Raw genomic sequence first — 26027 nt, 5'->3', positions numbered from 1 at the left:
ATGACAGTTGGTCGGGAGGCATATACGCACCTGTGGGAGCGGGTTTACCCGCTCCCACAGGGATCGATCTACGACCGAACTAGGCGCCGGGGGTGAAGTGCTTCTGCTGGGTCCCGCGGGCAATCAGGCGCGACAGGTAGTCGAGTTTCTGCGCATCCTGGTCGACGAACTTGAAGGTCAGCTGCAGCCAGTCACTTTCTGGCTTGGGTTCCAGCGCCGCGATGGCGTGCAGGTAGCCGTTCAGACGCGCCACTTCGGCGTTCTCACCCTGCTCCAGGTCGAGCACAGCGCCCTCCAGCACCTGTGGCAGCGCTGCACAGCGGCGCACCACCAACAACGCTTCCTTGAGGCTCAGCGCCTTGATCACGCAGGGCTGGGTACCGCTGGCCAGGCGCAGCTGACCCTGCCCCCGCCCGACCTGGGCCGCCGCAGCCGCAGCCGTCTGAGGCTTCGGCGCATTGAGCAAAGGCTTGGCCGCGGCGGCAGCAGCAGGTGCCGCCACCTTGGCCGCTTCAGGCTTGCCACCGGTCAGTGCGCTCAACGAGTCGTTGGCGAAGGCCGAATTCACCCGTGCCGGTGCACCGGCCATCAGACTCTCCAGCTTGCCGATCTTGCTCAGGGCTTTCTTCACCTTGGTCAGCAGCTGCTCGTTGGTGAACGGCTTGCCGACGAAGTCGGAGACGCCAGCCTGGATGGCCTGGATCACGTTCTCCTTGTCACCACGGCTGGTCACCATGATGAACTGCAGGTCCTTCATCTCGGGCTGCTGACGGCACCAGGTCAGCAACTCAAGGCCAGACATCTCCGGCATCTCCCAGTCGCACAGCACCAGGTCGAACGGCTCCTTGGCCAGCATGGCCATGGCCTTGCGACCATTGACCGCGTCTTCGATGACCATGCCCGGGAAGGCATTGCGCAGGCACTTCCTGACCAGGTCACGAATGAACGGCGCGTCATCCACGACCAGCACATTGACTTTACTCATCGATACTCCTCTTGAACCCGACTAGCCTACCGCGCAAGGGTGGCCACTTGCCAACTCTAGGGTCACGCCGGGACTTCTTCGCATCGTTCGCGGGTGCCTGCTGATTGCTCTGCCACACACGCAAACGCCCGGCACGGGCCGGGCGTCGATGCTCGGGAGCAATCTTATTTATCGTCAGGTTTGCCCGGAACATTAGCGCTTTCGGCCGCGTCCCCCGCAGTGCCTTCGACTTCAGCCTTCATGCGCTTGAGGCCCATGTGACGGACATCGGTGCCGCGCACCAGGTAGATCACCAGCTCCGAGATGTTTCGCGCGTGGTCGCCGATCCGCTCCAGCGAACGCAACACCCAGATCACGCTGAGCACCCGCGAGATCGAGCGCGGGTCTTCCATCATGTAGGTGACCAGTTCACGCAGGGCGGTCTTGTACTCGCGGTCGATGGTCTTGTCGTACTGGGCCACCGACAGTGCCAGGTCGGCATCGAAGCGAGCGAAGGCATCGAGGGCATCGCGCACCATGTTGCGCACCTGGTCGCCGATGTGGCGCACCTCGACGTAGCCGCGCGGCGACTCGCCTTCTTCGCACAGCTGGATGGCGCGGCGAGCGATCTTCGTCGATTCGTCACCAATGCGCTCCAGATCGATCACCGACTTGGAGATACTGATGATCAGGCGCAGGTCGGAGGCCGCCGGCTGGCGGCGGGCGAGAATGCGCAGGCATTCCTCGTCGATGTTGCGCTCCATCTGGTTGATCTGTTCATCGACTTCACGCACCTGCTGGGCCAGGCCCGAGTCGGCCTCGATCAGCGCGGTGACGGCATCGTTCACCTGCTTTTCGACCAGGCCACCCATGGCCAGCAAATGGCTGCGCACCTCTTCGAGTTCGGCGTTGAACTGCTGGGAAATATGGTGCGTCAGGCTTTCTTTGTTGATCATCGTGTTTTCCTTTGGTAGCGCGGCCCTGTAGGAGCGGGTTTACCCGCGAACACCGGCGAAGCCGGTGCCAGAAACCGAGCCGCCTGCTTCGCGGGTAAACCCGCTCCTACAGGGGCCTGGTGCTTATCACGAGCGGCGCTTAGCCGTAACGACCGGTGATGTAGTCTTCGGTCTGCTTTTTTGCCGGGTTGGTGAACAGGGTGTCGGTATCGCCGAATTCAACCAGTTTGCCCATGTACATGAAGGCGGTGTAGTCCGAAACACGTGCCGCCTGTTGCATGTTGTGGGTCACGATGACGATGGTGTACTTGGATTTCAGTTCGTAGATCAGCTCTTCGACCTTCAGCGTCGAGATCGGGTCCAGCGCCGAGCACGGTTCGTCGAGCAGCAGCACCTCAGGCTCCACGGCGATGGTACGGGCGATCACCAGACGCTGCTGCTGGCCGCCGGACAGGCCCAGGGCGGACTCGTGCAGGCGGTCTTTGACCTCGTCCCACAAGGCGGCGCCCCGCAGTGCCCATTCCACGGCTTCATCCAGCACGCGTTTCTTGTTGATGCCCTGGATACGCAGGCCATAGACCACGTTCTCGTAAATGGTCTTGGGGAACGGGTTGGGCTTCTGGAACACCATGCCGACCCGGCGACGCAGCTCGGCCACGTCTTCGCCCTTGCGGTAGATGTTGTTGCCGTAAAGGTTGATGGCACCTTCCACGCGGCAACCGTCGACCAGGTCATTCATGCGATTGAAGGTGCGCAGCAGGGTCGACTTGCCGCAGCCGGACGGGCCAATGAAGGCAGTCACGCGTTGCTTGGGGATGTTCATCTGCACGTCGAACAGGGCTTGTTTGTCGCCGTAGAACAGGCTCAGGCCCGGCACTTCGATGGCCACGGTTTCTTCAGCCAGGCGCAGGCCCTGCTTGTCGCGACCCAGGGCAGACATGTCGATGCCGTGGGTATGGGAATCATGCTGCATGGTCAACTCCATACGCTATCAATACGTTTCAAAGGGCCGCCGATTGGCAGGCGGCACGCTTGCAGTTCAGGCTCAGCTGTCGAGCGCCTTGTACTTCTCGCGCAGGTGGTTGCGGATCCACACCGCCGACAGGTTGAGGGTGGCGATCACCAGCACCAGCAGCAGCGCGGTCGCGTATACCAGCGGTCGCGCCGCTTCGACGTTAGGGCTCTGGAAACCGACGTCGTAGATGTGGAAGCCCAGGTGCATGATCTTCTGGTCCAGGTGCAGGTACGGGTAGTTGCCGTCCAGCGGCAGCGATGGCGCCAGCTTCACCACACCCACCAGCATCAGCGGCGCCACTTCACCGGCGGCACGGGCCACGGCGAGGATCATGCCGGTCATCATCGCCGGGCTGGCCATAGGCAGGACGATCTTCCACAGGGTTTCGGCCTTGGTCGCCCCCAGTGCCAGGGAGCCTTCGCGCACGGTCCGTGGAATCCGCGCCAGGCCTTCCTCGGTGGCTACGATCACCACCGGCACGGCCAGCAGCGCCAGGGTCAGCGAAGCCCACAGCAAGCCCGGGGTACCCAGGGTCGGCGCGGGCAGCGCTTCGGGGAAGAACAGGCGGTCGATCGAGCCGCCCAGTACATAGACGAAGAAGCCCAGGCCAAACACGCCGTAGACGATCGCCGGCACCCCGGCCAGGTTGTTCACTGCGATGCGGATCAGGCGGGTCACCGGGCCTTGCCTGGCGTATTCACGCAGGTAGACCGCGGCCAGCACGCCGAACGGCGTGACGATTACCGCCATGATCAGGGTCATCATCACGGTGCCGAAGATGGCCGGGAAGATGCCGCCCTCGGTGTTGGCTTCACGCGGGTCGTCGCTGAGGAATTCCCAGACCTTGGCGAAATAGGTACCCATCTTGCTGAAGCCGGACATGGCATTCGGCTGGATGGCATGCACCACTTTGCTCAGGTTGATTTCCACTTCGCGGCCGTTGCCGTCGCGGGCCACCAGGCTGTCACGGGCGAAGGCCTGGTGCAGGCCCAGCAGGCGGTCCTCGACGGCCTTGTAGCGGCTGTTCAGCTCGGCGCGTTCGGCGTCCATGTCGGCCTGGGCGGTGGCGTCCAGCTTGCCCTCCAGCTCCAGTTTGCGGCCGTGCAGGCGCAGGCGCTCGAGGCCATGGTTGATAGTCCCGATGTCTTTCTTCTCGAGGGTTTGCAGTTCGCTGTTGAGCTGGTTGGCACGCTTCAGACGGGCTTGCAGCTCGTTCCAGGCCGCCGGGCCTTGGGCTACCACGCGGCCGTCTTCCTTGACGCTGACCAGGTAGCCGTAGAAGTTGCCCCACTCGCGGCGCTCCAGGGCGATCAGGTCGGCCGGGCGCTGCTCGTCCACCAGCCATTCGCCGACCACCCAGGTGAAGTCGCTGCCATTGAGGTCGCGGTTACCCACCTTGACCAGCTCGCGGGTCATGAACTCAGGGCCATCGTCCGGCACCGGCAAGCCGGCGCCCTTGAGGCGGGCACGCGGGACTTCTTCCTTCTGCACCACTTCGCCGATGACAACATGGTCGGCCTGGCCCGGCACCTGGTAAGTGGCCTGGATCAAGTCGGCTGGCCAGAAGTGGCCCAGGCCGCGCACGGCGATCACCGCCAGCAGGCCAACGGTCATGATCACCGCCATGGCTACCGCGCCACCGCTGATCCAGACGCCTGGGGCGCCGCTCTTGAACCAGCCTTTGAGGGAATCCTTTTTCACGGATCGCTACCTTTCTATCAAAGCGACGAGTATTTCTTGCGCAGACGCTGGCGAATCAGCTCGGCCAAGGTGTTCATGACGAAGGTGAACATCAGCAGCACGAGGGCGGCGAGGAACAGCACGCGATAGTGGCTGCCGCCAACTTCCGATTCAGGCATTTCGACCGCCACGTTGGCGGCCAGCGTGCGCATGCCTTCGAACAGGTTCAGTTCCATCACCGGGGTGTTGCCGGTGGCCATCAGCACGATCATGGTCTCGCCCACCGCACGGCCCATGCCGATCATCAGTGCCGAGAAGATGCCCGGGCTGGCGGTGAGGATGACCACGCGGGTCAGGGTCTGCCACGGCGTCGCACCCAGGGCCAGGGAACCCAGAGTCAGGCTGCGCGGCACGCTGAACACGGCGTCTTCGGCGATCGAGTAGATGTTCGGGATGACCGCGAAGCCCATGGCGATACCGACCACCAGGGCGTTGCGCTGGTCGTAGCGCAGGCCAAGCGTGTGCTCGATCCAAAGGCGCATGTCGCCACCGAAGAACCAGCTCTCGAGATACGGGCTGACCGCCAGGGCAAACCAGCCGATCGCCAGGATCACCGGAATCAGGATTGCCGCTTCCCAACCATCCGGGACGCGCAGGCGGACAGACTCCGGCAGGCGGCTCCAGGTGAAGCCGGTCAACAGAATGCCGAGCGGCATGATCAGGAACAGGCTGAATACGCCAGGCAGGTGGCCTTCCAGGTAAGGTGCGAGGAACAGGCCGGCGAAGAAGCCGAGGATCACCGTCGGCATCGCTTCCATCAGCTCGATTACCGGCTTGACCTTGCGGCGCATGCCCGGGGCCATGAAGTAGGCGGTGTAGATGGCGGCGGCAATGGCCAGCGGAGCCGCCAGGATCATCGCGTAGAACGCGGCCTTGAGGGTACCGAAGGTTAGCGGCGAGAGGCTCAGCTTGGGTTCGAAGTCGGTGTTCGAGGCAGTCGACTGCCAGACGTACTTGGGCTCGTCGTAGTTCTCGTACCAGACCTTGCCCCACAAGGCGCTGAAGGAGATTTCCGGGTGCGGGTTGCGCAGGCTCAGCGGCAGCAGCTTGCCACCTTCTTCAATGATGATGCGGTTGGCACGCGGCGACAGGGCCAGGATGCCAGGCCCCTCGGCGGCCTGTTCGACCAGCAAGGTGCGGTGCGCCGTGCTGTGGAACACGCCAAGCTTGCCGTCGGCATCCAGGGCGATGAAGCCCTTGCGACGTTCTTCGGCATCGATCTGGGCGATCGCTGCCTCACCCATCTTGAAGGTACGGATCTGCTTGAAGCGCTGCTCGCCATCCGGGTCGCGGGCCATGAACCACTGGGCCAGGCCGCCCTTGGAATCGCCGATGATCAACGAGATGCCACCCACCAGCTGGGCGGTGGCGGTGATTTCGGTGTCGGCGCTTTCCGCCAGCTTGTAGCGGCCATTGAGGCTCTTGTCGCGCAGGCTGAAGACATCGGCGGTGGCGCGACCGTTGATCACGTACAACCACTGCTGACGCGGGTCGATGAAGATGTTCTTCACCACTTCGGTCATCTGCGGCAATTCGATACGGCTCTGCTCGGTGCTGGTCTCGCCGGTCAGCATGTTTTCGCTGCGCGACAGCTCGACCACCTGCAGGTGCGCACCCGTGGATCCAGCCAGCAGCAGGGTGTCGCCGTTGACGTTGACACTCACGTGTTCCAGCGCGCGGCCCTGCTCGTCGAGCACGAACGGTGCCTGGCCGTATGGATAATCGATGCCTGGAGTGATGGTTTTCTTGTTGTCCGGGTAGGTGACCTTGTAGGTGTGGTGGAACACCAGTGCCTGGCCATTGGACAGACCGAGCACCACCAGCGGACTGCCAGGCTGGTCCGCACTGATGGAACTGACCTGGGTACCTGCCGGCAACGGCAGGTCGATGCGGCTGAGCGGGTTACCGCTCTTGGTGTCGAAGAAAATGGCCTGACCCTTGTCCGAAACGCGCATGCCGACCAGGTTCTGCTCTTCTAGGGCAATCATCAGTGGCTTGCCGGCGTCCTGCTGCAGCCAGGCAGGCTCCAGGGCCTTCTTGCTGGTCAGCTCGGCGCCCTGGAACAATGGCAGCACCACATAAGCCAGATAGAAGAAGATCAGCGTGATGGCTGCCAGCACGGCAAGCCCGCCGACCAGCACATACCAACGGGTCAGGCGATCCTTGAGGGCGCGCATGCGGCGCTTGCGTTGCAACTCGGGCGTATTGAAGTCAATCCGCACGGGCGGGGAGTTTGGGGTCATTGTGGAATTGGCCAGATCATTCATGCGCACACCCTAGCGGTCCCGTATGACAAAAACATGACAGTGAGATGACGCAAAAAAGCCCGCTGCACAGGAGCCCTGGCACCGGACTGGAAAGTCGTGGAAGAGGCCGGCCATCAGCACCGGCCTCATCCTCAGTCAGTTACTTCTTTGCAACGTTGTCCGAGTGGGACAGGCCCAGGTCAGCCAAGGTCTTGTCGACCACTTTGGCCGGCAGCGGGATGTAACCGTCCTTCACCACGACCTGCTGGCCAGCTTGCGACAGGACCAGCTTGACGAACTCGGCTTCCAGCGGGGCCAGAGGCTTGTTCGGCGCCTTGTTGACGTAGACGTAGAGGAAGCGCGACAGCGGATATTTGCCGTTCAGGGCATTGGTTTCGTTGTCTTCAATGAACTCGGTGCTGCCTTTCTTGGCCAGTGGCACGGTCTTGACGCTGGCAGTCTTGTAGCCGATGCCCGAGTAACCGATGCCGTTCAGCGAGGAGCTGATCGCCTGTACGACCGACGCCGAGCCAGGCTGTTCGTTGACATTAGGCTTGAAGTCGCCTTTACACAGGGCTTCTTCCTTGAAGTAGCCATAGGTACCCGACACCGAGTTGCGGCCGAACAGCTGCACCGGCTTGTTGGCCAGGTCGCCGGTCACGCCCAGGTCGCCCCAGGTCTTTACGTCGGCTTTGGCGCCACACAGGCGGGTAGACGAGAAGATCGCATCGACCTGCTCCATGGTCAGGCCCTTGATCGGGTTGTCCTTGTGCACGAATACGGCCAGGGCGTCGACGGCGACCGGGATGGCGGTCGGCTTGTAGCCGTACTTCTGCTCGAAGGCCTGCAGCTCGACGTCCTTCATCTTGCGGCTCATGGGGCCGAGGTTGGCGGTACCTTCGGTCAGCGCGGGTGGCGCTGTAGAAGAGCCGGCAGCCTGAATCTGGATGTTTACGTTTGGATATTCCTTCTTGTAGGCCTCGGCCCACAGAGTCATCAGGTTCGCGAGGGTGTCGGAACCGACGCTGGAGAGGTTGCCCGAAACACCGGTGGTCTTGGTGTAGGTCGGGATCGCAGGGTCGACAGCGGCTACCGCGTTGGCGGTGGCAACGCCAGCGGCGGCAAAGGTGAGGGCCGCCATCAAACGCTTCAGTTTCATGCCTTGCTCCTAGCAGGAATATGGGGGTGTTGGATGGAACGGGGCCCAGTATCTGCAGGCCGCATGAATACGATATGACTCAAATGTGACAAATGGATGAAAGGCCATCACTGAAAACAGGTCTGGCCCCTTCGCGGCTAAAGCCGCTCCTACAGACAGTGGCACAGACCCTCAAGGCCTGCACCATACCTGTGGGAGCGGCTTTAGCCGCGAAGAGGCCAGTAGCTTTGGTGCAGATCAGCGCTTGTTGGCGAGCAGGTAGAGGCCCACCGCCAGACCGACGGCGCACAGGCCGGCAACGTAATAGGCAGGTGCCATCGGGCTGACCTTGAGCAACGCCGTCACCACCATTGGCGTCAGGCCGCCGAAGATGGCGTAGGCGACATTGTAGGAGAACGACAGCCCGCTGAAGCGCACCACCGCCGGGAACGCCTTGACCATCACATACGGCACTGCCCCGATCACCCCCACGCACAGGCCGGTCAGCGCATACAGCGGGAACAGCAGCTCAGGATGGGTCGGCAGGCTGTGGTAGAAGGTCCAGGAGCTGGCCAGCAGCAGCAGGCTGCCGATTACGAACACCCGGCCCGCACCGAAGCGGTCGGCCAGGCTGCCGGCACCGATGCAGCCGAAGCTGAGCAGCACGATCGCCAGGCTGTTGGCCTTGAGCGAGTCGGTGGGGCTGACGTGATAGATGCTCTGCAGCAACGCCGGGGTCATCAGGATCACTACCACGATGCCGGCAGACAACACCCAGGTCAGCAGCATCGACAGGATGATCGGGCCACGGTGATCACGCAGCACCGCGCGCAGCGGCAGTTCTTCGGCCAATGCCTTGCGCTGCTGCATCTCGGCGAACACCGGGGTTTCGTGCAGCCAGCGGCGCAGGTACACCGAGAACAGGCCGAACACACCGCCAAGCAGGAACGGGATACGCCAGGCATAGTCGGCCACTTCTTCGGCGCTGTAGAGGGTGTTGATCAGGGTCGCCACCAGCGAACCGAGCAGGATCCCTGCCGTCAGGCCGGCGGTCAGGGTGCCACAGGCGTAGCCGGTGTTGCGTGCCGGCACGTGTTCGGAGACGAACACCCAGGCGCCCGGTACTTCACCACCGATGGCCGCGCCCTGGATCACACGCATCAGCAACAGGAGGACCGGCGCCCAAAGGCCGATCTGTGCATAAGTCGGCAGCAGGCCCATGATCAGGGTCGGCAGGGCCATCATGAAAATGCTCAGGGTGAACATCTTCTTGCGCCCGAGAAGGTCGCCGAAATGGGCCATGACGATGCCACCCAGCGGCCGTGCCAGGTAACCGGCGGCGAAGATGCCAAAGGTCTGCATCAGGCGCAGCCATTCGGGCATGTCAGGCGGGAAGAACAGCTTGCCGACCACCGTGGCGAAGAACACGAAGATGATGAAGTCGTAGAACTCCAGGGCTCCACCCAGGGCGGACAGTGAGAGGGTCTTGTAGTCACTGCGGGTCAGCGGCCGCGAAGGCTGCTCGATACTGCTCGGCACGGAGGTCATCGCTCGTTGTTCTCTTGTAGGTCATGCAGGCCGCTTGGCACGCGGCTTCTGGCGGGGGGCGAGGAGCGAAGATAGCAAATTGCCGAGCTGCGCTGAAAGCGATACAAAAACCATACAGTTATTCGTGAATGTGCGGTCGTCGCCTGGCGATTGGCTATATATACTGGCCGCTCGTAGGAAAAGGTTGCTTTAACCGTGGGAAGTTGTGCGAAAACGCCGGGCTTGATGTCAGACGGTTTCGCAGAGTTTCCCTATGGGCGCCCAGCGAAGCGGAATCAGCGTAGTATGTTGTCAGCTGAATCGTTTTCCCGGCCTTGCGCCACACCAACGAAGCGTCACGGGTCAGAGGCCCCATCGCATGATTGAGCTCGAACAAGAAGATCCTATCCCACAAGGTGACCTGGCCTTGCAGATCACTGCATTGCCGCGCGAAACCAATGGCTTCGGCGACATCTTCGGCGGCTGGTTGGTCGCGCAGATGGACCTCGCCGGTACCGCCATGGCCAGCCGCGTCGCGGGCGGCCGAGTGGCCACCGTATCCATCGACCGCATGGCATTTCTGGTGCCGGTGGCTGTGGGCGCGCAACTGTCGTTCTATACCCAGACCTTGGAAATCGGCCGCAGCTCGATCCGCATGATGGTCGAGGTGTGGAGTGACGACCCGCTGTCCAGCGAATGGCGCAAGGTCACTGAAGCGACGTTCGTATTCGTCGCCATCGATGGCAGTGGCCGCACCCGCTCGGTGCCTCGTCGCTGAGCCTTGCGAGCGGTAAACTCATTGCACGTCACCGGGTCCAAGGCCCACAGGCAATCAATGAGACAAGCGCAATGGCTACCTTCAAGGTCGAATCCGAGCAACACGGCGAACTCAACTGCTGGCGCATCAGCAGCGATCGCGCCGAACTACTGATCGCCCAGCAGGGCGCGCAGATCCTCAGCTACCAGCGTGTTGGCGAGCCACCGCTGCTATGGCTGAGCGACCAGGCCATCTTCCGCCAGGGCAAATCGGTGCGCGCCGGTGTGCCGGTGTGCTGGCCGTGGTTTGGCAACTTGCAGCGCAACCCCGCATCCGTGCAGGCCATGTACCGTGGCGAGCAGGCTCCCGCCCATGGCTTGGCGCGCACGCGTGACTGGCAATTGCTGGGCGTCGAAGAAAAAGGCGCTGACCTGCACATCGAGTTCGAGCTGCCAGAGGCCCAGGGCGAACTGCCGGACTGGCCGCATGATGTCGAACTGAAGCTGCACATCGTGCTCGGCGACGATCTCACCGTGTCCCTGAACAGCCGCAACATGGGCAATAGCCCCGTGACCATCAGCCAGGCCCTGCACAGCTACTTCGCCGTCAGCGACGTGCGCCAGGCGCGGGTCGAAGGGGTCGAGGGGCTGCAATACATCGAAACCCTGGCCGACTGGGAACAGCGCCAGCAGCAGGGTGTGCTGGGTTTTGCCGGAGAAACCGACCGGATCTACCTGGATACGCCGCAGCAGCTGAGCATCGTCGACCCGCACTGGGCGCGGCGGATTAGCTTGACCTGCAACGGTTCACGCTCGGCGGTGATCTGGAACCCGTGGACCGAACGGGCCAAGGAACTGGCGGACATGGCCGATGACGGCTGGCAGCGGATGCTGTGCATCGAGACGGCGAACGTCTGGGACGATGTGGTGGAGCTCAAGCCGGGGGCCAGCCGGTCGCTGCAGGTCCGGATCGGTAGCGGAGCGCTCTGACTCCTGCTTCGGCAGGCCCGGCCTCTTCGCGGGTTTACCCGCGAAGAGGCCAGTAAAGGCAATCAGAGGTCGGCGTCTTCCACCACCCTCACCTTCCCCGCATCCAGCGCATAGGCCGCATCGGCCAGGTCATTGCTGACCTTCTCTACCTTGAGCTTGCCGCTGACCCAGAGTGGCGTGTAGATGTCATCGATCTTCAAGCCTTTCGGATACCGCACCAGCACCAGCTGGTTGGGCGGCGGTGGCGGCACGTGGATGCACGCGCCTGGGTAAGGCACAAGGAAGAACACGGTACTGTTGCCCTTGGCATCGCTTTCCAGTGGCACCGGGTAGCCGCCCAGGCGGATGTCCTTGCCGTTCATGGCAGCCACGGTCTTGGTCGAATACATGACTGCCGGCAAGCCCTTGCTCTGCTTGAGGCCACCCTTGGCAGTGAAGGTACCACTGGCTTCCGGTGAGTTGTGGTCGATCTCGGGCATCGCTTCGAGGGCTTTCTGGTCAGACTTGGGCATCAGCTCCAGCCAGTCGGTCTCGGGCAGTTCGGCATGGGCCAGGGTGCTGGCCAGAAGCAACGGGATGAGGAAAAAAGCACGCATGGAAATGCTCGGCAACTCGGGATGAATTGCCGGGCATTCTAACCAGTATTCAACGTTTCTTGATGAATCCGTAGATCACCAGAAGGATGATCGCACCCACCAGCGCGCCGACGAATCCTGCGGCCTGGCCCGCCTGGTAGATCCCCAGTGCCTGGCCGCCATAGGTGGCGAGCAGAGAGCCGGCGATACCCAGCAGAATGGTCATGATCCAGCCCATGCTGTCGTCGCCCGGCTTGAGGAAGCGGGCCAGCAGGCCAACGATGAGGCCGATGAAGATGGTTCCAATGATGCCCATGGCAATCCCTCTGAAGTGAAGATGGAACAAGCCAAAGCCTAGACAGCGCTTTGGCTAGTTGCCATTTTCAGAGGGCAGACCTTGGGCAGAAGTTCGATCAGTTGCTGATCAGCGCTTCTACTTCGGCAATCCTGGCCTTCAGGCTGGCCATGTCCTGGCAGCGCAGGGTGGCATGGCCGACCTTGCGCCCGACCTTGAAGGCCTTGCCGTAGTGGTGCAGGTGGCAGCCGTCGATGGCCACGACCTTTTCCACCGCAGGCACTTCACCGATGAAGTTCAGCATGGCGCTCTCACCGACCTTGGCAGTCGAGCCCAGCGGCAGGCCGGCCACGGCGCGCAAGTGGTTCTCGAACTGGCTGCACTCGGCACCTTCGATGGTCCAGTGCCCGGAGTTGTGCACACGCGGGGCGATTTCGTTGGCCTTCAGGCCACCGTCGACTTCGAAGAACTCGAAGGCCATCACGCCGACATAATCCAGTTGCTTGAGCACACGGCCGACATAGTCTTCGGCCAGGCCCTGCAACGGGTGCGCTTCGCTGGCCACCGACAGTTTCAGGATGCCGCTCTCATGGGTGTTGTGCACCAACGGGTAGAAGCGGGTTTCGCCATCGCGGGCCCGCACGGCTACCAGCGATACTTCGCCAGTGAACGGCACGAAGCCTTCCAGCAGGCAAGGCACGCTGCCCAGTTCGGCAAAGGTGCCAACCACGTCTTCAGGTGTGCGCAGCACCTTCTGGCCCTTGCCGTCGTAGCCCAGGGTGCGGGTCTTCAGTACTGCCGGCAGGCCGATGCTGGCAACTGCCGCGTCGAGGTCTGCCTGCGAGAGGATGTCGGCGAAGGCCGGGGTCGGGATCCCCAGGTCGCGGAACATGCTCTTCTCGAACAGGCGGTCACGGGCGATGCGCAGGGCTTCGGCGCTCGGGTAGACCGGCACGAACTGCGACAGGAAAGCCACGGTCTCGGCCGGGACGCTTTCGAACTCGAAGGTCACCAGGTCGACTTCGTCGGCCAGTTGGCGCAGGTGAGCCTGGTCGCCATAGTCGCCACGCAGGTGCTCGCCCAGCGCGGCGGCACAGGCGTCGGGCGCCGGGTCGAGGAAGGCGAAGTTCATGCCCAGCGGAGTGCCCGCCAGGGCCAGCATGCGGCCCAGTTGGCCGCCACCGATTACACCGATCTTCATGGGTTCAGCCTCAAGCCTGGCGCGGGTCTGGATTGTCCAGCACCGTGTCGGTCTGCTCGGTGCGGAACTGCTTGAGCGCCGCGTGGTACTGCGGGTACTTGGCGCCGAGGATGCTCGCCGACAGCAGCGCAGCGTTGACGGCGCCAGCGCGGCCGATGGCCAGGGTGGCCACCGGCACACCGGCAGGCATCTGCACGATCGACAGCAGCGAGTCGACGCCCGACAGCATCGACGACTGGACGGGCACGCCCAGCACCGGCAGGTGGGTCTTGGCAGCACACATGCCTGGCAAGTGGGCAGCGCCACCGGCACCGGCAATGATCACCTCGATACCACGCCCTTCGGCCTCTTCGGCGTACTGGAACAGCAAGTCCGGGGTGCGGTGCGCGGAAACCACCTTCACTTCGTAGGGAATGCCGAGTTTTTCCAGCATATCGGCGGTGTGGCTAAGGGTGGACCAATCGGACTTGGAGCCCATGATCACGCCAACCAGTGCACTCATCGTCGAGCCTCTCCTGCAAGCGCCTTCAGGCGCGCTAAAAGCAACAAGCCACGCAGGTGGGCCAGCGTGGCTTGTCATACGGATTCTGAATCGACCGGGTCGGCCGAAGGCGCGGGATTGTAGCGTATTTCCGGGCGGGCCGCCCACCCCCACAAGCACATGTCGGATCAAAGGGCAAGCTGTCTCGCGGGACAACTTTTTAGCGGTCCGCCAGCCCTGCGCCAAGTCTTCCCGGTGCATCTTACGCCAGCGATGTCGGAACCTCGACGCTTCCCCACAATGGAGGTTCCACCATGCTCCGCATCAAGCCCCTTGCCATGTTAATGGTGCTAGCGTTCGCGCTGCGTTTACCCGTAGCCAAAGCCAGCGAAACCCTGATCATCCACGTTTACCTGCACGATGAACTTGCATCGGTGAGTGAACAATCGCTGTACCGCGATTATTTGAAACACTGGGAAGACGAGATGCACGCATTCACCTCGCAGCCGATCGAGGTGGTCTACCATCGCGACATTCCGGGCATCACCGATATCGAATACGCCGCAAGGAACAATGCCCGCTCGACACTTCAGGCCTTTCAGGACGCCGTGGCCGAACTCAGGTTCCAGCATTATCCAAGCGGCATCAACAAGTCGATCCTGGTGACCGAGAACGTATATGAGCTACTCGACAACGGCAGCACGGTGCAGGGCCTGGCACAGTTCCAAGGCAACAGCGCCATTGCCTCTCGCACCAGTTACGCCAGCCTGGGGCACGAAATCGGCCACATGCTCGGGGCCACACATGAGCATGCAGAAACCATCAGGACGCCGCTGCTGTACAAATGCGAAACGTATGTCTACCCGGAACGCGCCTGGGACCGCTCGCACTGCTACCGCTACAGCGATGACAATCGTCAGAACATTGTTGACCACCTGCGCAGCCATCAGCAGTGACCGTCAAGCCTCGCTCTGACTGCCAGCCGACTCAAGCTTGCGCCATAGCAGCCTGACATTGGCCTTGCGCACCAGGGCGCAGCGATACAGGCGGATCTCAAGCGGCACATGCCACTGGGCGCCGCCGCAGATCGCCAGTTCGCCACGCTCCAGTTCACCGCGCATCGACAGGCGTGGCACCCACGCAATGCCCATGCCTTCGAGCGCCATGCTCTTCAGGCTGTCGGCCATCGCGGTTTCATAAACGGTGGTGTAGCGCAGGTTGCGCTGGCGCAAGAGCAGGTTCACCGAACGGCCAAGGAAGGCACCGGCGCTGTAGGCCAGCAGCGGCACGCTGGCATCGCCTTCGAGGTCGAACAGTGGCCTGCCGTCGCCATCCACGGCACATACCGGGAGCATTTCAGTGTCACCCATGTGCAATGACGGGAAGATCTCGGCATCCATCTGCAGGGCGGCATCAGGGTCATAGAACGCCAGCATCAGGTCACATCCCCCTTCCCTTAATGCATGTACTGCGTCTCCGACGTTAGTCGCAACCAGGCGGGTCGCTATGTTCAGGCCTTCATTGCGTAATTGGGCCACCCAGCGCGGGAAAAAGCCCGAGGCCAGAGAGTGCGCTGCGGCTACCTGGATGACCTCGCCCTGGCCACCCTCAAGGTGATGCAAGTGGCGCAGAACTTCGCTCAACTGGTCGACAACGGTGCGGGCGGTGACGAGAAAAAGCTGGCCAGCCTCAGTCAGCTCAATCGGTGTGCGGGAACGATTCACCAAGGTCAGGCCCAACGCCGCTTCCAGGCTGCGTATACGCCGGCTGAAGGCGGGCTGGGTGACGAAACGTCGCTCGGCCGCCTGGGAAAAACTGCGGGTGGAGGCCAGGGCACTGAAGTCCTCCAGCCACTTGCTTTCGAGGTTCATGAAGCAGATCTCCCGGCGTGCACCAAAATGGAACACGCTCGAATGTCAATTGGCGTCACATGAAACACTATGCCGTTTGTGCATAGGTTAGCGTGCAACAGCATTGGCCGCAAAATCCCGTTCGGGCCTAGGATTGCCGCCATTCCGGCAGGTGCCGGGTCAAAATCGAGATGATATCCATCATGTCCTCCGCTGCATCGTTCCGCGTCGAAAAAGATCTGCTTGGTACCCTTGAAGTCCCTGCCGATGCCTACTACGGCATCCAGACCCTGCGCGCTGCCAACAACTTCCACCTCTCCGGTGTTCCGCTGTCGCACTACCCGAAGCTGGTCGTGGCCCTGGCCATGGTCAAGCAGGCTGCTGCCGACGCCAACCGTGAGCTGGGTCACCTGAGCGATGCCAAGCACGCGGCCATCAGTGCCGCCTGCGCCCGCCTGATCAAAGGCGATTACCACGACCAGTTCGTGGTGGACATGATCCAGGGTGGTGCCGGTACTTCCACCAACATGAACGCGAACGAAGTCATCGCCAACGTCGCGCTGGAGGCCATGGGCCACCAGAAGGGTGAATACCAGTACCTGCACCCGAACAACGACGTGAACATGGCGCAGTCGACCAACGACGCCTACCCGACTGCCATCCGCCTGGGCCTGCTGCTGGGCCACGACGCCCTGCTGGCCAGCCTCGACAGCCTGATCCAGGCATTCGCTGCCAAAGGCAAGGAATTCGACCACGTACTGAAGATGGGCCGCACCCAGCTGCAGGATGCCGTGCCGATGACCCTGGGCCAGGAATTCCGCGCCTTCGCCACCACCATGACCGAAGACCTGCAGCGCCTGCGCTCGCTGGCGCCGGAACTGCTGACCGAAATCAACTTGGGCGGTACTGCCATCGGTACCGGCATCAACGCCGACCCGGGCTACCAGGCCCTGGCCGTACAGCGCCTGGCCACTATCAGCGGCCAGCCGCTGGTACCGGCTGCCGACCTGATCGAAGCCACTTCCGACATGGGTGCTTTCGTGCTGTTCTCCGGCATGCTCAAGCGTACCGCGGTCAAGCTTTCGAAGATCTGCAACGACCTGCGCCTGCTGTCCAGCGGCCCGCGCACCGGCATCAACGAGATCAACCTGCCAGCGCGTCAGCCAGGCAGCTCGATCATGCCAGGCAAGGTCAACCCGGTCATTCCGGAAGCCGTCAACCAAGTGGCTTTCGCCATCATGGGCAACGACCTGGCCCTGACCGTCGCCGCCGAAGGTGGCCAGCTGCAGCTGAACGTGATGGAGCCGCTGATCGCCTACAAGATCTTCGACTCGATCCGCCTGCTCCAGCGCGCCATGGACATGCTGCGCGAGCACTGCATCGTCGGCATCACCGCCAACGAACAGCGCTGCCGTGAACTGGTCGAGCACTCGATCGGCCTGGTCACCGCCCTGAACCCGTACATCGGCTACGAAAACGCCACCCGTATCGCCCGCGTTGCCCTGGAAACCGGCCGCGGCGTACTGGAACTGGTGCGTGAAGAGAAGCTGCTGGACGACGCGATGCTCGACGACATCCTGCGTCCGGAAAACATGATCGCTCCACGTCTGGTTCCGCTGAAGGCGTAACCCAGGCCGCTGCATACAGTCTCACCAGGTCGAGGGACTAGACACCTCTCAACCTTTCAAAGGCCCGAGCACACGCTCCGGGCCTTTTTTTTTGCTCCATGAATGCGGCGCCAGCGTTGCAGCGCCGGTATCGGCACGCTACTTGCTCCATAATGCCTCCCAGGCCCACGGGATGACCGAGCATGCTGCACAGCCACCTGACCACCCTCAACGCGGTTTCGCTGATCCTCAACCTGTTCCAGGAGCAAGGGTGCGAGGCGACGACGTTGCTCGCCGGCAGCGGCATAGGCCCCGCCGACCTGGGCCATAGCGACGCACGCATCACCACCCAGCAAGAGCTGCAGGTGTGCGCCAATGCCGTGGCCCGGCGTGAGGAGATCGGCCTGGAACTGGGTCGGCGCATGCATGTGTCGTGCTACGGGATGCTCGGTTACGCCCTGCTCTCCAGTGCCACTTTGGGTGACGCCCTGCGCCTGGCCCTGCATTACCCGGCACTGCTGGGAACAGTCTTCAAGCTGCGCCTGGTCGACGATGGCCAGCGCGTCTGGTTCAGCGCCAGCGAATACCACGACAGTCCGGCCCTCGCCGCCTTCAATGCCGAGTTCTGCCTGGTGTCGCTGAAAGTGATCTGTGATGACCTGCTTGGCCGCACATTGCCGCTACTCGGCGCCCGCTTCGAGCACGCACGTCCCGGCTACCACAGCTTGTATACAGGGGCTTTCCAGTGCCCATTGGCGTTCGATGCCGAGGACAACGCCTTTGCCTTCGAACGGCGCTGGCTGGACATGCCACTGCCGCTGGCCGACCCGATTACCCACAAGGCGATGAGTGAGCGCTGCCGGCGCTTGAACCTGGAATTCACCGGGCGCCAGGCCTGGCTTGGGCGCATCCGCCAGCTTTTGCTGCAGCAACTGGATGCGGCGCCGGGCCTGGAGGGCCTGGCACGTCAGATGAACTGTTCCTCGCGCACCTTGCGCCGGCACCTGCAGGCACTGGGCTGCAGTTATCAACAACTGCTCGATGAACTGCGCTTCGATCGTGCCAAGCAGTTGCTGGCCGATGAGCAGATGCCGATCTACCGGATTGCCGAAACCCTGGGGTTCAGCGAGACCGCAAGTTTCCGCCATGCTTTCCAGCGTTGGAGCGGCGTTGCGCCCAGCCATTTCCGCGGTTGACCTGTTCCGGCCTCTTCGCGGCGGTTCGACGCGAAGAGGCCGGTGCAGGCCAACGAGCTTGGCCACATCGATCCCCTTTTGGCCGTTTGCGTCGTTTTCCGCCACCGGGCCGCCCGTGAAAATAGGCCCACGCCAGTACCCGGAGAACAACAAATGCTGACGATCTATTCCGATGATCACCGCCTGCACCACGGCCGCTGCGAGCTGATCGACGGCAAGCTGATGCCTTGCTTCGAAATGCCCTCTCGCGCCGACCACGTCCTTGAGCAAGTCAAAAAGCGCAATCTCGGCGATGTCCAGGGCCCGACCGACTTCGGCCGTGCACCGTTGCAACGCATCCACAGCGCCGACTACCTCGACTTCTTCCAGGGCGCCTGGGCGCGCTGGGCCGCGCTCGGCCACGACGGCGACCTGCTGCCCTTCACCTGGCCGGCACGCACCCTGCGCCAGGTCAAGCCAACCGGCCTGCATGGCGAACTGGGCTATTACAGCTTCGACGCCGGCGCGCCGATCACCGCAGGTACGTGGCAAGCCGCCTACAGCGCCGCGCAGGTTGCCCTGACCGCCCAAGCTGCCATCGAGCAAGGTGCCCACTCGGCCTTCGCTTTGTGCCGCCCACCGGGGCACCACGCCGCTGCTGAAGTCATGGGTGGCTACTGCTACCTGAACAATGCCGCGATTGCCGCCCAGGCCTTCCTTGACCAGGGCCGCGCCAAGGTGGCCATCCTTGACGTCGACTACCACCACGGCAACGGCACCCAGGACATCTTCTATCAGCGCAACGACGTCTTCTTCGCCTCGATCCACGGCGACCCGCAAGATGAATTCCCGTTCTTCCTCGGCTATGCCGACGAAACCGGTGAAGGCGCAGGCGTTGGCTGCAACATCAACTACCCGCTGCCCGCCGGCAGTGACTGGGCAGCCTGGAGCGCCGCGCTGGAAGACGCCTGCCAACGCATCGCCACCTATGACGCCGATGTGCTCGTGGTCTCCCTGGGCGTGGACACCTTCAAGGACGACCCGATCTCGCAGTTCAAGCTGGACAGCCCGGACTACCTGGAAATGGGCAAGCGCATCGCCCAGCTCGGCAAGCCCACCCTGTTCGTGATGGAGGGTGGCTACGCTGTGGAAGAAATCGGTATCAACGCAGTCAATGTGCTGGAAGGCTTCCAGCGCGCCCAGCCAGGAGCCTGATCATGGTTCGACTCAAGCGTCTGCTCGCCCCGTTCATCGCTGCCACCCTGTTCACCGGTGCCCTGCACGCTCAAGCCGAGCAGCGTACCCTGCGTGTGTTTAACTGGTTCGATTACATCACCCCGCAGACCTTGAGCGACTTCCAGAAGGACAGTGGCGTCAAGCTGATCTACGACATCTTCGACACCAACGAAGCGCTCGAGGCCAAGCTGCTCACCGGCAACTCCGGCTACGACGTGGTGGTGCCGTCCAACGTGTTCCTCGCCAAGCAGATCGAAGCCGGGGTGTTCCAGCCGCTGGACCGCAGCAAGCTGCCGAACTGGCAGCACCTGGACCCGGCGCTGATGAAGCTGATCGAAGCCAACGACCCGGGCAACAAGTTCGCCGTGCCCTACATGTACGGCACCATCCTGATCGGCTTCAACCCGGATAAGGTCAAGGCTGTGCTCGGTGACCAGGCCCCGGTCGACAGCTGGGACCTGATCTTCAAGGAAGAAAACATCGCCAAGCTGAAACAGTGCGGCGTCGCACTGCTCGACTCGCCATCGGAGATCCTGCCGCTGGCCTTGCAGCACCTGGGCCTGCCACCCAACAGCGACAAGCCGGACGACTACAAGAAGGCCGAAGCCTTGTTGCTGAAAATCCGCCCTTACATCACCTACTTCCATTCCTCGAAGTACATGGCCGACATCGCCAACGGCGATATCTGCGTGGCGGTAGGCTACAGCGGCAGCTTCTCGCAAGCTGCCAACCGCGCGAAGGATGCTAAGAATGGTGTGGTGGTGGACATGCGCCTGCCCAAGGAAGGTGCACCTATCTGGTTCGACATGCTGGCAATCCCCAAGAATGCGGCGAATCCGGAGGACGCCCATGCGTTCATCAACTACCTGCTGCGGCCTGAGGTGATCGCGCCGATCAGCGATTTTGTCGGCTACCCGAACCCGAACAAGGATGCCACCGACAAAGTCAGCCCGGCGATCCGCAACAACCCGAACCTGTACCCGACGGCGGAGGCGATGGCCAAGCTGTATACCCTCAAACCGTTGACGCGTGAGGCTGAACGGGCGCGGACACGCGCCTGGACGCGGATCAAGTCCGGTACCTGAGTCGCCTTCTTCGCGGGTAAATCGGACCGCCGCACCGCCGCTCCCACAGGTAACTCGCTAGACCTGTAGGAGCGGCGGTGCGGCGGTCCGATTCACCCGCGAAGAGGCCTCCAAACCTTGCGCAATCTCATCAGCGCCTCGGCAATCTGCCCTTCCGGCACCGCCGCAAACCCCAACACCAGCCCTGCCCGCTTATCCACAGGTACCTCGCTGTCCTCAAGCCAGTAACTGCTCAGTGGATTCACCTCCACCCCCACTGCCTCAGCCCTGGCCACCAACTCCTGCTCCCGCGCAACGTTATCCACATCCACCTTCACATGCAGCCCCGCCGCCACCTCAGGCATCGCACCGAGCCCAGGCACACCGGCAGGCCACCCTGCCTTGAGCACATTGCGCCGGCTCAGCGCCGCCTTGCGCATGCGCCGGATATGGCGCTGGAAGTGCCCTTGAGCCATGAATTCGGCCATCACGCACTGGGTACCCACTTCGGAATGTCGCACTGCCAGCGCCCGAGCCTGGCTGAACGCCTGCACCAGCGCTGGCGGCAGCACCAGATACCCCAGGCGCAGAGCCGGAAAGGCGATCTTGCCGAAGGTACCGACGTACAGCACTCGCCCCTGGCGGTCGAGCGCTGCCAGCGGGGTCAACGGTGCGCCGCTGTAGCGGTACTCGCCGTCGTAGTCATCCTCGATGATCCAGCCATCGTTGCGCTCGGCCCAGGCCAGCAAGGCCAGGCGCCGGGGCAGGCTCATGGTCACGCCGGTCGGGTACTGGTGCGCCGGAGTCACATAGGCCAGCCGACAACCCGCCAACTGCTCCAGGCGCTGGCAATCCAGGCCATCCTCGTCCACCGGCACTCCGGTCACCTTGGCGCCGGCCACGGCAAAAGCATGCCCGGCGGCTCGATAACCCGGGTTTTCCACAGCCACGCGGTCGCCCGACTGCAACAACAACTGTGCACAAAGGCTGATGGCCTGTTGCGCACCACTGGTGATCACAATTTGTTCAGCCGCGCAGGAGAGGCCGCGCGAACGGCGCAAATAGGCGGCTATCAGCTCGCGAAGTACCGGTTCACCTGCGGGGTCACCATAACCCAACTTCGCATGCGACGGATTACGCCAGAAACCCGCCTGCAGCTTGGCCCACACGTCAAACGGGAACAAATCGAATGCCGGAATCCCGACGCGAAATGCCCTTGGCGCGCCGCTTTTGGGCGGCGGTAGATGGTGTTTTTTCACACGTTCCAACGGCTCGCTGGAATGCTGGCTGCTGGATAAATCCTCAGTATCATTTAGGCAAAATGTGGATAAGTCTGTTGATAAGGCTTGGGATAAGCCTGTGGACAGTTGTGTGGATAGTTTTGGCAGGCGGCTCACATACGTGCCATCCCCTACCCGGCTTTCAATGTAGCCCTCGGCATACAACTGGTCATAGGCACGCACCACGCTGTTGCGCGACAGCGCCAGCACGCTGGCCAGGTCACGCGTGGCCGGCAACCGGGCACCACTGCTCAGGCGACCATCCAGCACCCGTGCACGCAAGGCCTCGTAGAGCTGCTGACTGAGCCCGCGACGACGATCGAGCACGATCCCGGCAGGATCGAAAGGCAGTAGGAGGGGACGCTCGCTCATGGCATTGGACCTATCAAAATAGTCATTAATGGCTCTTACCCGGAGCCAATAGCCTGCCTAGGATGGAGCCATTCAACAAGGACCCTGCGCATGTACAACAGCAAACCCCATCAGGAACATGACCTTGAGCGCTTGCACCAGCACATGCGCAACACCCGCCTGGCCGTGCTGGTCAGCCACGGTGAACAGGGCTTGCTGGCCACGCACCTGCCGGTGTTGCTCGACATCGACGAGGGCGAATTCGGCTGCGTTTATGCCCACCTGGCGCGGGCTAACCGCCAATGGCAGGACCTGGCGCAAGGCGCCGAAGCACTTCTGGTGTTCCCAGGTGCCGACGCCTACGTAAGCCCCAGCTATTACCCGAGCAAGGCCGAAAACCCCAAGGTGGTGCCGACCTGGAACTACCTTGCGGTGCATGCTTACGGCACTGCGCAAGTGATCCACGAAGCCGCACCGTTGCTGCAGATTGTCACCCGCCTGACCGATCTTCACGAACAGGGCCGCAATACACCCTGGAAAGTCGCCGACGCCCCCACCGACTACCTCGACGGCATGCTCCGCGCCATTGTCGGCATTCGTCTGCCGATTGCCCGCCTGCAAGGCGCACGCAAGCTCAGCCAGAACCGCTCGGCCGAGGATATCGCCGGCGTGCGCGATGGCCTGGCTGCGAGCCCGGATTACCTGGACAACCAACTTGCGGCGCACATGCGCCAACTCTGAAGGAAAAGCCCATGCCCAGCGTTACCCTGCGCCCCGTCAGCGCTCAAGACCACGCCGCCTGGCTCGAACTGTGGCAAGCCTACCTGCGCTTCTACCAGACCGAACTGGCAGAAGAAGTAAGCCTCAGCACCTGGCAACGCCTGCTCGACCCGAACGAACCGACCCATTCCACCCTGGCCTGGGTCGATGGCAAGGCAGTGGGCATGGTCAACTTCATCTACCATCGTTCCAACTGGAGCATCGAGAATTCCTGCTACCTGCAGGACCTCTACGTTGACGGCAGCCAGCGCGGCCTCGGTATCGGCCGCCGGCTGATCGAGCACGTCTACGCCACGGCCAAGGACGCCGGCTGCATCAAGGTGCACTGGCTGACCCACGAAACCAATGCCACCGCCATCAGCCTGTACCAACAGGTTGCCGAGCGCCCGGGCTTCATCCAATTCCGCAAAGGGTTGTAGGCCACATGACTGACGCACTGAACTGGAAACCTGCCGCAGCGCCCAAGGCCGAGCCCATCGACGGCCGCTTCATCCGCCTGGAGAAACTCGACCCGGCGCGTCACGGCGACGACCTCTGGGCCGCCCTGCAAGGGCCCGATTCCGACCCGGTGCTGTGGGACTACCTGCCCTACGGCCCCTTCACCGAGCGCGCTGCCTTCGACCGTTGGCTACAAGGCAATGCCGCCGGCCACGACCCGCTGTATTACACCGTGATAGACCGCGCCAGCGGCCAGGCCCAAGGCGTGCTCACCCTGATGTCGATCGTGCCCGACCACGGCCGAATCGAGATCGGCCACATCGCCTTCGGCGCCCCCATGCAGCGCACGCCCAAGAGCACCGAGGCCGTCTACCTGTTGGGCAAATTGAGCTTCGAGCTGGGCAACCGGAGGCTGGAGTGGAAGTGCAACAACGCCAACGCCCGCTCCAAGCGTGCGGCGGAGCGGTTCGGCTTCACGTTTGAGGGCGTGTTCCGCAAGCACCTGGTGGTCAAGGACCACAATCGCGATACGGCGTGGTATTCGATTACCGATGATGAGTGGCCGCAGATCGCGGCGGGGTTCGAGCGGTGGTTGAGTGCAGAAAATCAGTGGCCAGAGGGCCAGGCTCGAACACTTGAGGACTGCCGCCGGAGCTGAATCGTCAATGACCGATCACGGGCCGGCGGGCCTGTGATCGATCCAAGGGGTTTACCTGATCTGACTCGCGCGCCTGACTACACCCATTTGCAGACCAAATGGTTTGAATACAGCGTTCAACGACTTGAGCGTGGGATTGCCGTCTCCCTGCTCGATCTGAATGAGCGTACGCACAGAGATCTTGCACATCCGCGCAAACTGAGTCTGCTGCATCTTAGCCACCTCTACTCGCAGCCGTCGCACGGCAGCCCCTAGTTCAAGGCTACCGTCGGCAATACCTTCGCGCACGCCATCGATCATCAGCCCGCGGGTATCGATGGAAACCGTCATGCCAACCCCCACTCCGCCAGTCGGCGTTCAAGCTTGCCCAGCGCAATCGCCGGGTGATTCATCACTGCATCGGGAAGCCCAAGACTGGACAAGATATCCGGCAATGCCAATAGATGCCGGGCATCCTGCCGTAGTCGCAGGTAAGCCTCGCCCGGATCGACGAACTCAGCCAGCGCAACGCAGGCCGCCTCCCAGTCGATTTCGCCTGCTCTCTCGATCGAGGCAGGCCACTTGGTGGTTCGGGTTATCCCTTCCTGATCCAGCACCATCGGCGCAAGGTCGTAGATGGGGGCTAGACGTACCGTGTCGCGGGTTCGAAGGATAGACGTGTTGCGTCCGTGGTTATCGGCGTTGCCCAAGATCTTGTTGATCAGGTCGCGTCGCAGGTAATCCGCAATCAGGTCAGGCACCTCTTTGCCTTGGCCAGCCATCTTCCACAATCCGGCGAGCGCCTCGATTACCTCAAGGTGCCCCATCCGGCTTCCGGGCTCGGTTACCCCACACAGTGAATACACCGACTCCACGGCAAAGCGCTGTACACCCTGAGCGCAAACCTGACGATCAAAGCGTTCCATCCACAGGCTGGGCTTTCTACCCTCTTCCAGTGCCATGTGCCCGCTGGCCACCGTCTCGATACCAAGCTGCTGCAACGCCTTGTAGTAGAGGTACTCGGCCCGCAGGATGTCCTGATCATCGGCCAAGGCCTGGTTACGTGCGAACTTGATGAACCAGTGCCGACGGGATAGGTCATCCGCAAGCACTGCGTCCGGATACAGTTGGCCGCTCTGGGCTTCGGTCATCAACAGTTTTGGTGCTTCCCCCCCGGCGCCAGTCGCGCCACCAATGGCCGCGCCTTGCTCATAGGCGTACTCGAGAAAACGTTGATCGCGAGAGATGACGTCTTGCCGGGAAAACCCGATTGGGTCCACAAGGTCCAGTTGCTCGACCGACTCCTTGATGCGCAGGTTGCCAATGGGGGCCGGGGTGGAGCGCCCGAGCAAAAACAGATCCTCACCCATGCCTTGCGGTTTTTCTCGGCCGATATGCCTGAGCAGAAAACGCTTCGCAGCCCCTGCGGGCGCGATGTCGTAAAGGAATGCCGGAGCGTGCTGCAGACGATGGGAGCCGAAGTCCACCGGCAGCCTGGCGCTTGCGGCCTGGCAGAACAGGCTGTCGTAAGCATCCAGATTGGTTTTGACGTACTCGGACGTGTACCCGAATTCACAAGGACTGGAGAAGCTCTTTTCAGGATCGGCAAAAGCGATGGCAACAGCATCATGCCACTGACCTTGGTCATGGAGTTGGAGCGTGAGTCTGTACATGGTTCACCTGCATTTTATTGCATGCTGTCGAACGATTCAGGCTTCTTATCTG

Annotated in this window: 25 protein-coding genes; 10 read left to right on the top strand and 15 right to left on the bottom strand. The window is 62.4% G+C overall.

What is annotated here, in order from left to right; genetic code table 11:
* Positions 1–79: 79 nt before the first annotated feature.
* The 7 genes from ACQKPS_RS05110 to ACQKPS_RS05080 all read right to left on the bottom strand — a co-directional run bounded on the left by ACQKPS_RS05110 (position 80) and on the right by ACQKPS_RS05080 (position 9607).
* The gene (locus tag ACQKPS_RS05110) at positions 80–985 is read right to left on the bottom strand and encodes a response regulator (protein ID WP_427603043.1); all 906 of its coding nucleotides are present in this window, start codon (positions 983–985) and stop codon (positions 80–82) included.
* A 164-nt stretch (positions 986–1149) separates the two neighbouring features.
* Complete coding sequence (gene phoU / locus ACQKPS_RS05105) at positions 1150–1920, bottom strand: phosphate signaling complex protein PhoU (RefSeq protein ID WP_176508514.1); 771 nt, start codon at positions 1918–1920, stop codon at positions 1150–1152.
* Between the two features lie 139 nt (positions 1921–2059).
* On the bottom strand, positions 2060–2893 hold the full coding sequence (pstB, locus tag ACQKPS_RS05100; RefSeq protein ID WP_254482330.1) for a phosphate ABC transporter ATP-binding protein PstB: 834 nt from the start codon (positions 2891–2893) through the stop codon (positions 2060–2062).
* A 72-nt stretch (positions 2894–2965) separates the two neighbouring features.
* Positions 2966–4636, bottom strand: coding sequence for a phosphate ABC transporter permease PstA (gene pstA / locus ACQKPS_RS05095; RefSeq protein WP_254482331.1), 1671 nt, complete (start codon positions 4634–4636; stop codon positions 2966–2968).
* 17 nt (positions 4637–4653) lie between these two features.
* Positions 4654–6942: an ABC transporter permease subunit gene (locus ACQKPS_RS05090; protein ID WP_254482332.1), complete on the bottom strand. Its 2289-nt coding sequence runs from the start codon at positions 6940–6942 to the stop codon at positions 4654–4656.
* Between the two features lie 139 nt (positions 6943–7081).
* Positions 7082–8080: a phosphate ABC transporter substrate-binding protein PstS gene (locus tag ACQKPS_RS05085; RefSeq protein ID WP_186601497.1), complete on the bottom strand. Its 999-nt coding sequence runs from the start codon at positions 8078–8080 to the stop codon at positions 7082–7084.
* 237 nt (positions 8081–8317) lie between these two features.
* Positions 8318–9607: an MFS transporter gene (locus ACQKPS_RS05080; RefSeq protein WP_254482333.1), complete on the bottom strand. Its 1290-nt coding sequence runs from the start codon at positions 9605–9607 to the stop codon at positions 8318–8320.
* A 358-nt stretch (positions 9608–9965) separates the two neighbouring features.
* On the opposite strand from ACQKPS_RS05080, the gene ACQKPS_RS05075 reads away from it, so the two are divergent.
* Together ACQKPS_RS05075 and ACQKPS_RS05070 are read left to right on the top strand one after the other, a co-directional pair.
* Positions 9966–10364: an acyl-CoA thioesterase gene (locus tag ACQKPS_RS05075; RefSeq protein ID WP_027917060.1), complete on the top strand. Its 399-nt coding sequence runs from the start codon at positions 9966–9968 to the stop codon at positions 10362–10364.
* A gap of 71 nt (positions 10365–10435) precedes the next feature.
* Positions 10436–11332 (top strand): D-hexose-6-phosphate mutarotase, encoded by an 897-nt coding sequence (locus tag ACQKPS_RS05070; RefSeq protein ID WP_254482334.1) that lies wholly within the window; start codon positions 10436–10438, stop codon positions 11330–11332.
* A gap of 62 nt (positions 11333–11394) precedes the next feature.
* On the opposite strand, the gene ACQKPS_RS05065 is transcribed toward ACQKPS_RS05070, so the two are convergent.
* From ACQKPS_RS05065 to purE, 4 genes are all read right to left on the bottom strand, one after another.
* Positions 11395–11928 (bottom strand): DUF3299 domain-containing protein, encoded by a 534-nt coding sequence (locus tag ACQKPS_RS05065; protein WP_254482335.1) that lies wholly within the window; start codon positions 11926–11928, stop codon positions 11395–11397.
* Positions 11929–11977: 49 nt separating this feature from the next.
* Positions 11978–12223, bottom strand: coding sequence for a GlsB/YeaQ/YmgE family stress response membrane protein (locus ACQKPS_RS05060; RefSeq protein WP_054884765.1), 246 nt, complete (start codon positions 12221–12223; stop codon positions 11978–11980).
* Positions 12224–12320: 97 nt separating this feature from the next.
* A complete protein-coding gene (locus tag ACQKPS_RS05055) occupies positions 12321–13403 on the bottom strand; it encodes a 5-(carboxyamino)imidazole ribonucleotide synthase (protein ID WP_254482336.1) in 1083 nt (360 codons plus the stop codon).
* A gap of 10 nt (positions 13404–13413) precedes the next feature.
* Positions 13414–13905, bottom strand: a complete 492-nt coding sequence (gene purE, locus ACQKPS_RS05050; protein WP_003253304.1) for a 5-(carboxyamino)imidazole ribonucleotide mutase — start codon at positions 13903–13905, stop codon at positions 13414–13416.
* Positions 13906–14198: 293 nt separating this feature from the next.
* Here purE and ACQKPS_RS05045 point away from each other — a divergent pair, with 293 nt between their 5' ends.
* Positions 14199–14840 carry a reprolysin-like metallopeptidase gene (locus tag ACQKPS_RS05045; RefSeq protein ID WP_427603036.1) on the top strand — a complete coding sequence of 214 codons (642 nt, stop codon included), beginning with the start codon at positions 14199–14201 and terminating at the stop codon, positions 14838–14840.
* Between the two features lie 3 nt (positions 14841–14843).
* On the opposite strand, the gene ACQKPS_RS05040 is transcribed toward ACQKPS_RS05045, so the two are convergent.
* Positions 14844–15755 carry a LysR substrate-binding domain-containing protein gene (locus ACQKPS_RS05040; RefSeq protein ID WP_254482338.1) on the bottom strand — a complete coding sequence of 304 codons (912 nt, stop codon included), beginning with the start codon at positions 15753–15755 and terminating at the stop codon, positions 14844–14846.
* 182 nt (positions 15756–15937) lie between these two features.
* On the opposite strand from ACQKPS_RS05040, the gene aspA reads away from it, so the two are divergent.
* The 4 genes from aspA to ACQKPS_RS05020 all read left to right on the top strand — a co-directional run bounded on the left by aspA (position 15938) and on the right by ACQKPS_RS05020 (position 20837).
* Positions 15938–17362 (top strand): aspartate ammonia-lyase, encoded by a 1425-nt coding sequence (gene aspA / locus ACQKPS_RS05035; protein WP_027917067.1) that lies wholly within the window; start codon positions 15938–15940, stop codon positions 17360–17362.
* 182 nt (positions 17363–17544) lie between these two features.
* Positions 17545–18537 (top strand): AraC family transcriptional regulator, encoded by a 993-nt coding sequence (locus tag ACQKPS_RS05030; protein WP_427603033.1) that lies wholly within the window; start codon positions 17545–17547, stop codon positions 18535–18537.
* A gap of 153 nt (positions 18538–18690) precedes the next feature.
* On the top strand, positions 18691–19731 hold the full coding sequence (locus ACQKPS_RS05025; RefSeq protein ID WP_254482340.1) for a histone deacetylase family protein: 1041 nt from the start codon (positions 18691–18693) through the stop codon (positions 19729–19731).
* A 2-nt stretch (positions 19732–19733) separates the two neighbouring features.
* Positions 19734–20837 carry a polyamine ABC transporter substrate-binding protein gene (locus ACQKPS_RS05020; protein WP_283723410.1) on the top strand — a complete coding sequence of 368 codons (1104 nt, stop codon included), beginning with the start codon at positions 19734–19736 and terminating at the stop codon, positions 20835–20837.
* A 92-nt stretch (positions 20838–20929) separates the two neighbouring features.
* Here ACQKPS_RS05020 and ACQKPS_RS05015 read toward each other — a convergent pair whose 3' ends face one another.
* Positions 20930–22468: a PLP-dependent aminotransferase family protein gene (locus tag ACQKPS_RS05015; protein WP_427603031.1), complete on the bottom strand. Its 1539-nt coding sequence runs from the start codon at positions 22466–22468 to the stop codon at positions 20930–20932.
* A 90-nt stretch (positions 22469–22558) separates the two neighbouring features.
* Here ACQKPS_RS05015 and ACQKPS_RS05010 point away from each other — a divergent pair, with 90 nt between their 5' ends.
* Genes ACQKPS_RS05010 through ACQKPS_RS05000 form a run of 3 tightly spaced genes read left to right on the top strand, consistent with a single transcriptional unit; the run spans position 22559 to position 24323 of the window.
* Positions 22559–23188, top strand: a complete 630-nt coding sequence (locus ACQKPS_RS05010; protein ID WP_427603029.1) for an FMN-binding negative transcriptional regulator — start codon at positions 22559–22561, stop codon at positions 23186–23188.
* 11 nt (positions 23189–23199) lie between these two features.
* Positions 23200–23646 (top strand): GNAT family N-acetyltransferase, encoded by a 447-nt coding sequence (locus ACQKPS_RS05005; RefSeq protein WP_254482344.1) that lies wholly within the window; start codon positions 23200–23202, stop codon positions 23644–23646.
* Between the two features lie 5 nt (positions 23647–23651).
* A complete protein-coding gene (locus tag ACQKPS_RS05000; protein ID WP_254482345.1) occupies positions 23652–24323 on the top strand; it encodes a GNAT family N-acetyltransferase in 672 nt (223 codons plus the stop codon).
* A gap of 51 nt (positions 24324–24374) precedes the next feature.
* On the opposite strand, the gene ACQKPS_RS04995 is transcribed toward ACQKPS_RS05000, so the two are convergent.
* Together ACQKPS_RS04995 and ACQKPS_RS04990 are read right to left on the bottom strand one after the other, a co-directional pair.
* Complete coding sequence (locus ACQKPS_RS04995; protein WP_254482346.1) at positions 24375–24653, bottom strand: helix-turn-helix domain-containing protein; 279 nt, start codon at positions 24651–24653, stop codon at positions 24375–24377.
* Positions 24650–25975 carry a type II toxin-antitoxin system HipA family toxin gene (locus ACQKPS_RS04990; RefSeq protein ID WP_427603026.1) on the bottom strand — a complete coding sequence of 442 codons (1326 nt, stop codon included), beginning with the start codon at positions 25973–25975 and terminating at the stop codon, positions 24650–24652. Before ACQKPS_RS04990 ends, ACQKPS_RS04995 begins: the two co-directional genes overlap by 4 nt.
* Positions 25976–26027: the final 52 nt, after the last annotated feature.

It is taken from the genome of Pseudomonas sp. NPDC086566, from assembly GCF_050280885.1.
Classification (GTDB): Bacteria; Pseudomonadota; Gammaproteobacteria; order Pseudomonadales; family Pseudomonadaceae; genus Aquipseudomonas; species Aquipseudomonas vlassakiae.
This window is presented reverse-complemented; position numbering and strand designations above follow the sequence as displayed.

What these genes read in the sequence shown, in the direction of transcription:
- ACQKPS_RS05110 (WP_427603043.1), bottom strand. Translation starts at nt 985, where the DNA reads ATGAGTAAAGTCAATGTGCTGGTCGTGGATGACGCGCCGTTCATTCGT.
- phoU (WP_176508514.1), bottom strand. Translation starts at nt 1,920, where the DNA reads ATGATCAACAAAGAAAGCCTGACGCACCATATTTCCCAGCAGTTCAAC.
- pstB (WP_254482330.1), bottom strand. Translation starts at nt 2,893, where the DNA reads ATGCAGCATGATTCCCATACCCACGGCATCGACATGTCTGCCCTGGGT.
- ACQKPS_RS05090 (WP_254482332.1), bottom strand. Translation starts at nt 6,942, where the DNA reads ATGAATGATCTGGCCAATTCCACAATGACCCCAAACTCCCCGCCCGTG.
- ACQKPS_RS05085 (WP_186601497.1), bottom strand. Translation starts at nt 8,080, where the DNA reads ATGAAACTGAAGCGTTTGATGGCGGCCCTCACCTTTGCCGCCGCTGGC.
- ACQKPS_RS05080 (WP_254482333.1), bottom strand. Translation starts at nt 9,607, where the DNA reads ATGACCTCCGTGCCGAGCAGTATCGAGCAGCCTTCGCGGCCGCTGACC.
- ACQKPS_RS05075 (WP_027917060.1), top strand. Translation starts at nt 9,966, where the DNA reads ATGATTGAGCTCGAACAAGAAGATCCTATCCCACAAGGTGACCTGGCC.
- ACQKPS_RS05070 (WP_254482334.1), top strand. Translation starts at nt 10,436, where the DNA reads ATGGCTACCTTCAAGGTCGAATCCGAGCAACACGGCGAACTCAACTGC.
- ACQKPS_RS05065 (WP_254482335.1), bottom strand. Translation starts at nt 11,928, where the DNA reads ATGCGTGCTTTTTTCCTCATCCCGTTGCTTCTGGCCAGCACCCTGGCC.
- ACQKPS_RS05060 (WP_054884765.1), bottom strand. Translation starts at nt 12,223, where the DNA reads ATGGGCATCATTGGAACCATCTTCATCGGCCTCATCGTTGGCCTGCTG.
- ACQKPS_RS05055 (WP_254482336.1), bottom strand. Translation starts at nt 13,403, where the DNA reads ATGAAGATCGGTGTAATCGGTGGCGGCCAACTGGGCCGCATGCTGGCC.
- purE (WP_003253304.1), bottom strand. Translation starts at nt 13,905, where the DNA reads ATGAGTGCACTGGTTGGCGTGATCATGGGCTCCAAGTCCGATTGGTCC.
- ACQKPS_RS05045 (WP_427603036.1), top strand. Translation starts at nt 14,199, where the DNA reads ATGCTCCGCATCAAGCCCCTTGCCATGTTAATGGTGCTAGCGTTCGCG.
- ACQKPS_RS05040 (WP_254482338.1), bottom strand. Translation starts at nt 15,755, where the DNA reads ATGAACCTCGAAAGCAAGTGGCTGGAGGACTTCAGTGCCCTGGCCTCC.
- aspA (WP_027917067.1), top strand. Translation starts at nt 15,938, where the DNA reads ATGTCCTCCGCTGCATCGTTCCGCGTCGAAAAAGATCTGCTTGGTACC.
- ACQKPS_RS05030 (WP_427603033.1), top strand. Translation starts at nt 17,545, where the DNA reads ATGCTGCACAGCCACCTGACCACCCTCAACGCGGTTTCGCTGATCCTC.
- ACQKPS_RS05025 (WP_254482340.1), top strand. Translation starts at nt 18,691, where the DNA reads ATGCTGACGATCTATTCCGATGATCACCGCCTGCACCACGGCCGCTGC.
- ACQKPS_RS05020 (WP_283723410.1), top strand. Translation starts at nt 19,734, where the DNA reads ATGGTTCGACTCAAGCGTCTGCTCGCCCCGTTCATCGCTGCCACCCTG.
- ACQKPS_RS05015 (WP_427603031.1), bottom strand. Translation starts at nt 22,468, where the DNA reads ATGAGCGAGCGTCCCCTCCTACTGCCTTTCGATCCTGCCGGGATCGTG.
- ACQKPS_RS05010 (WP_427603029.1), top strand. Translation starts at nt 22,559, where the DNA reads ATGTACAACAGCAAACCCCATCAGGAACATGACCTTGAGCGCTTGCAC.
- ACQKPS_RS05005 (WP_254482344.1), top strand. Translation starts at nt 23,200, where the DNA reads ATGCCCAGCGTTACCCTGCGCCCCGTCAGCGCTCAAGACCACGCCGCC.
- ACQKPS_RS05000 (WP_254482345.1), top strand. Translation starts at nt 23,652, where the DNA reads ATGACTGACGCACTGAACTGGAAACCTGCCGCAGCGCCCAAGGCCGAG.
- ACQKPS_RS04995 (WP_254482346.1), bottom strand. Translation starts at nt 24,653, where the DNA reads ATGACGGTTTCCATCGATACCCGCGGGCTGATGATCGATGGCGTGCGC.
- ACQKPS_RS04990 (WP_427603026.1), bottom strand. Translation starts at nt 25,975, where the DNA reads ATGTACAGACTCACGCTCCAACTCCATGACCAAGGTCAGTGGCATGAT.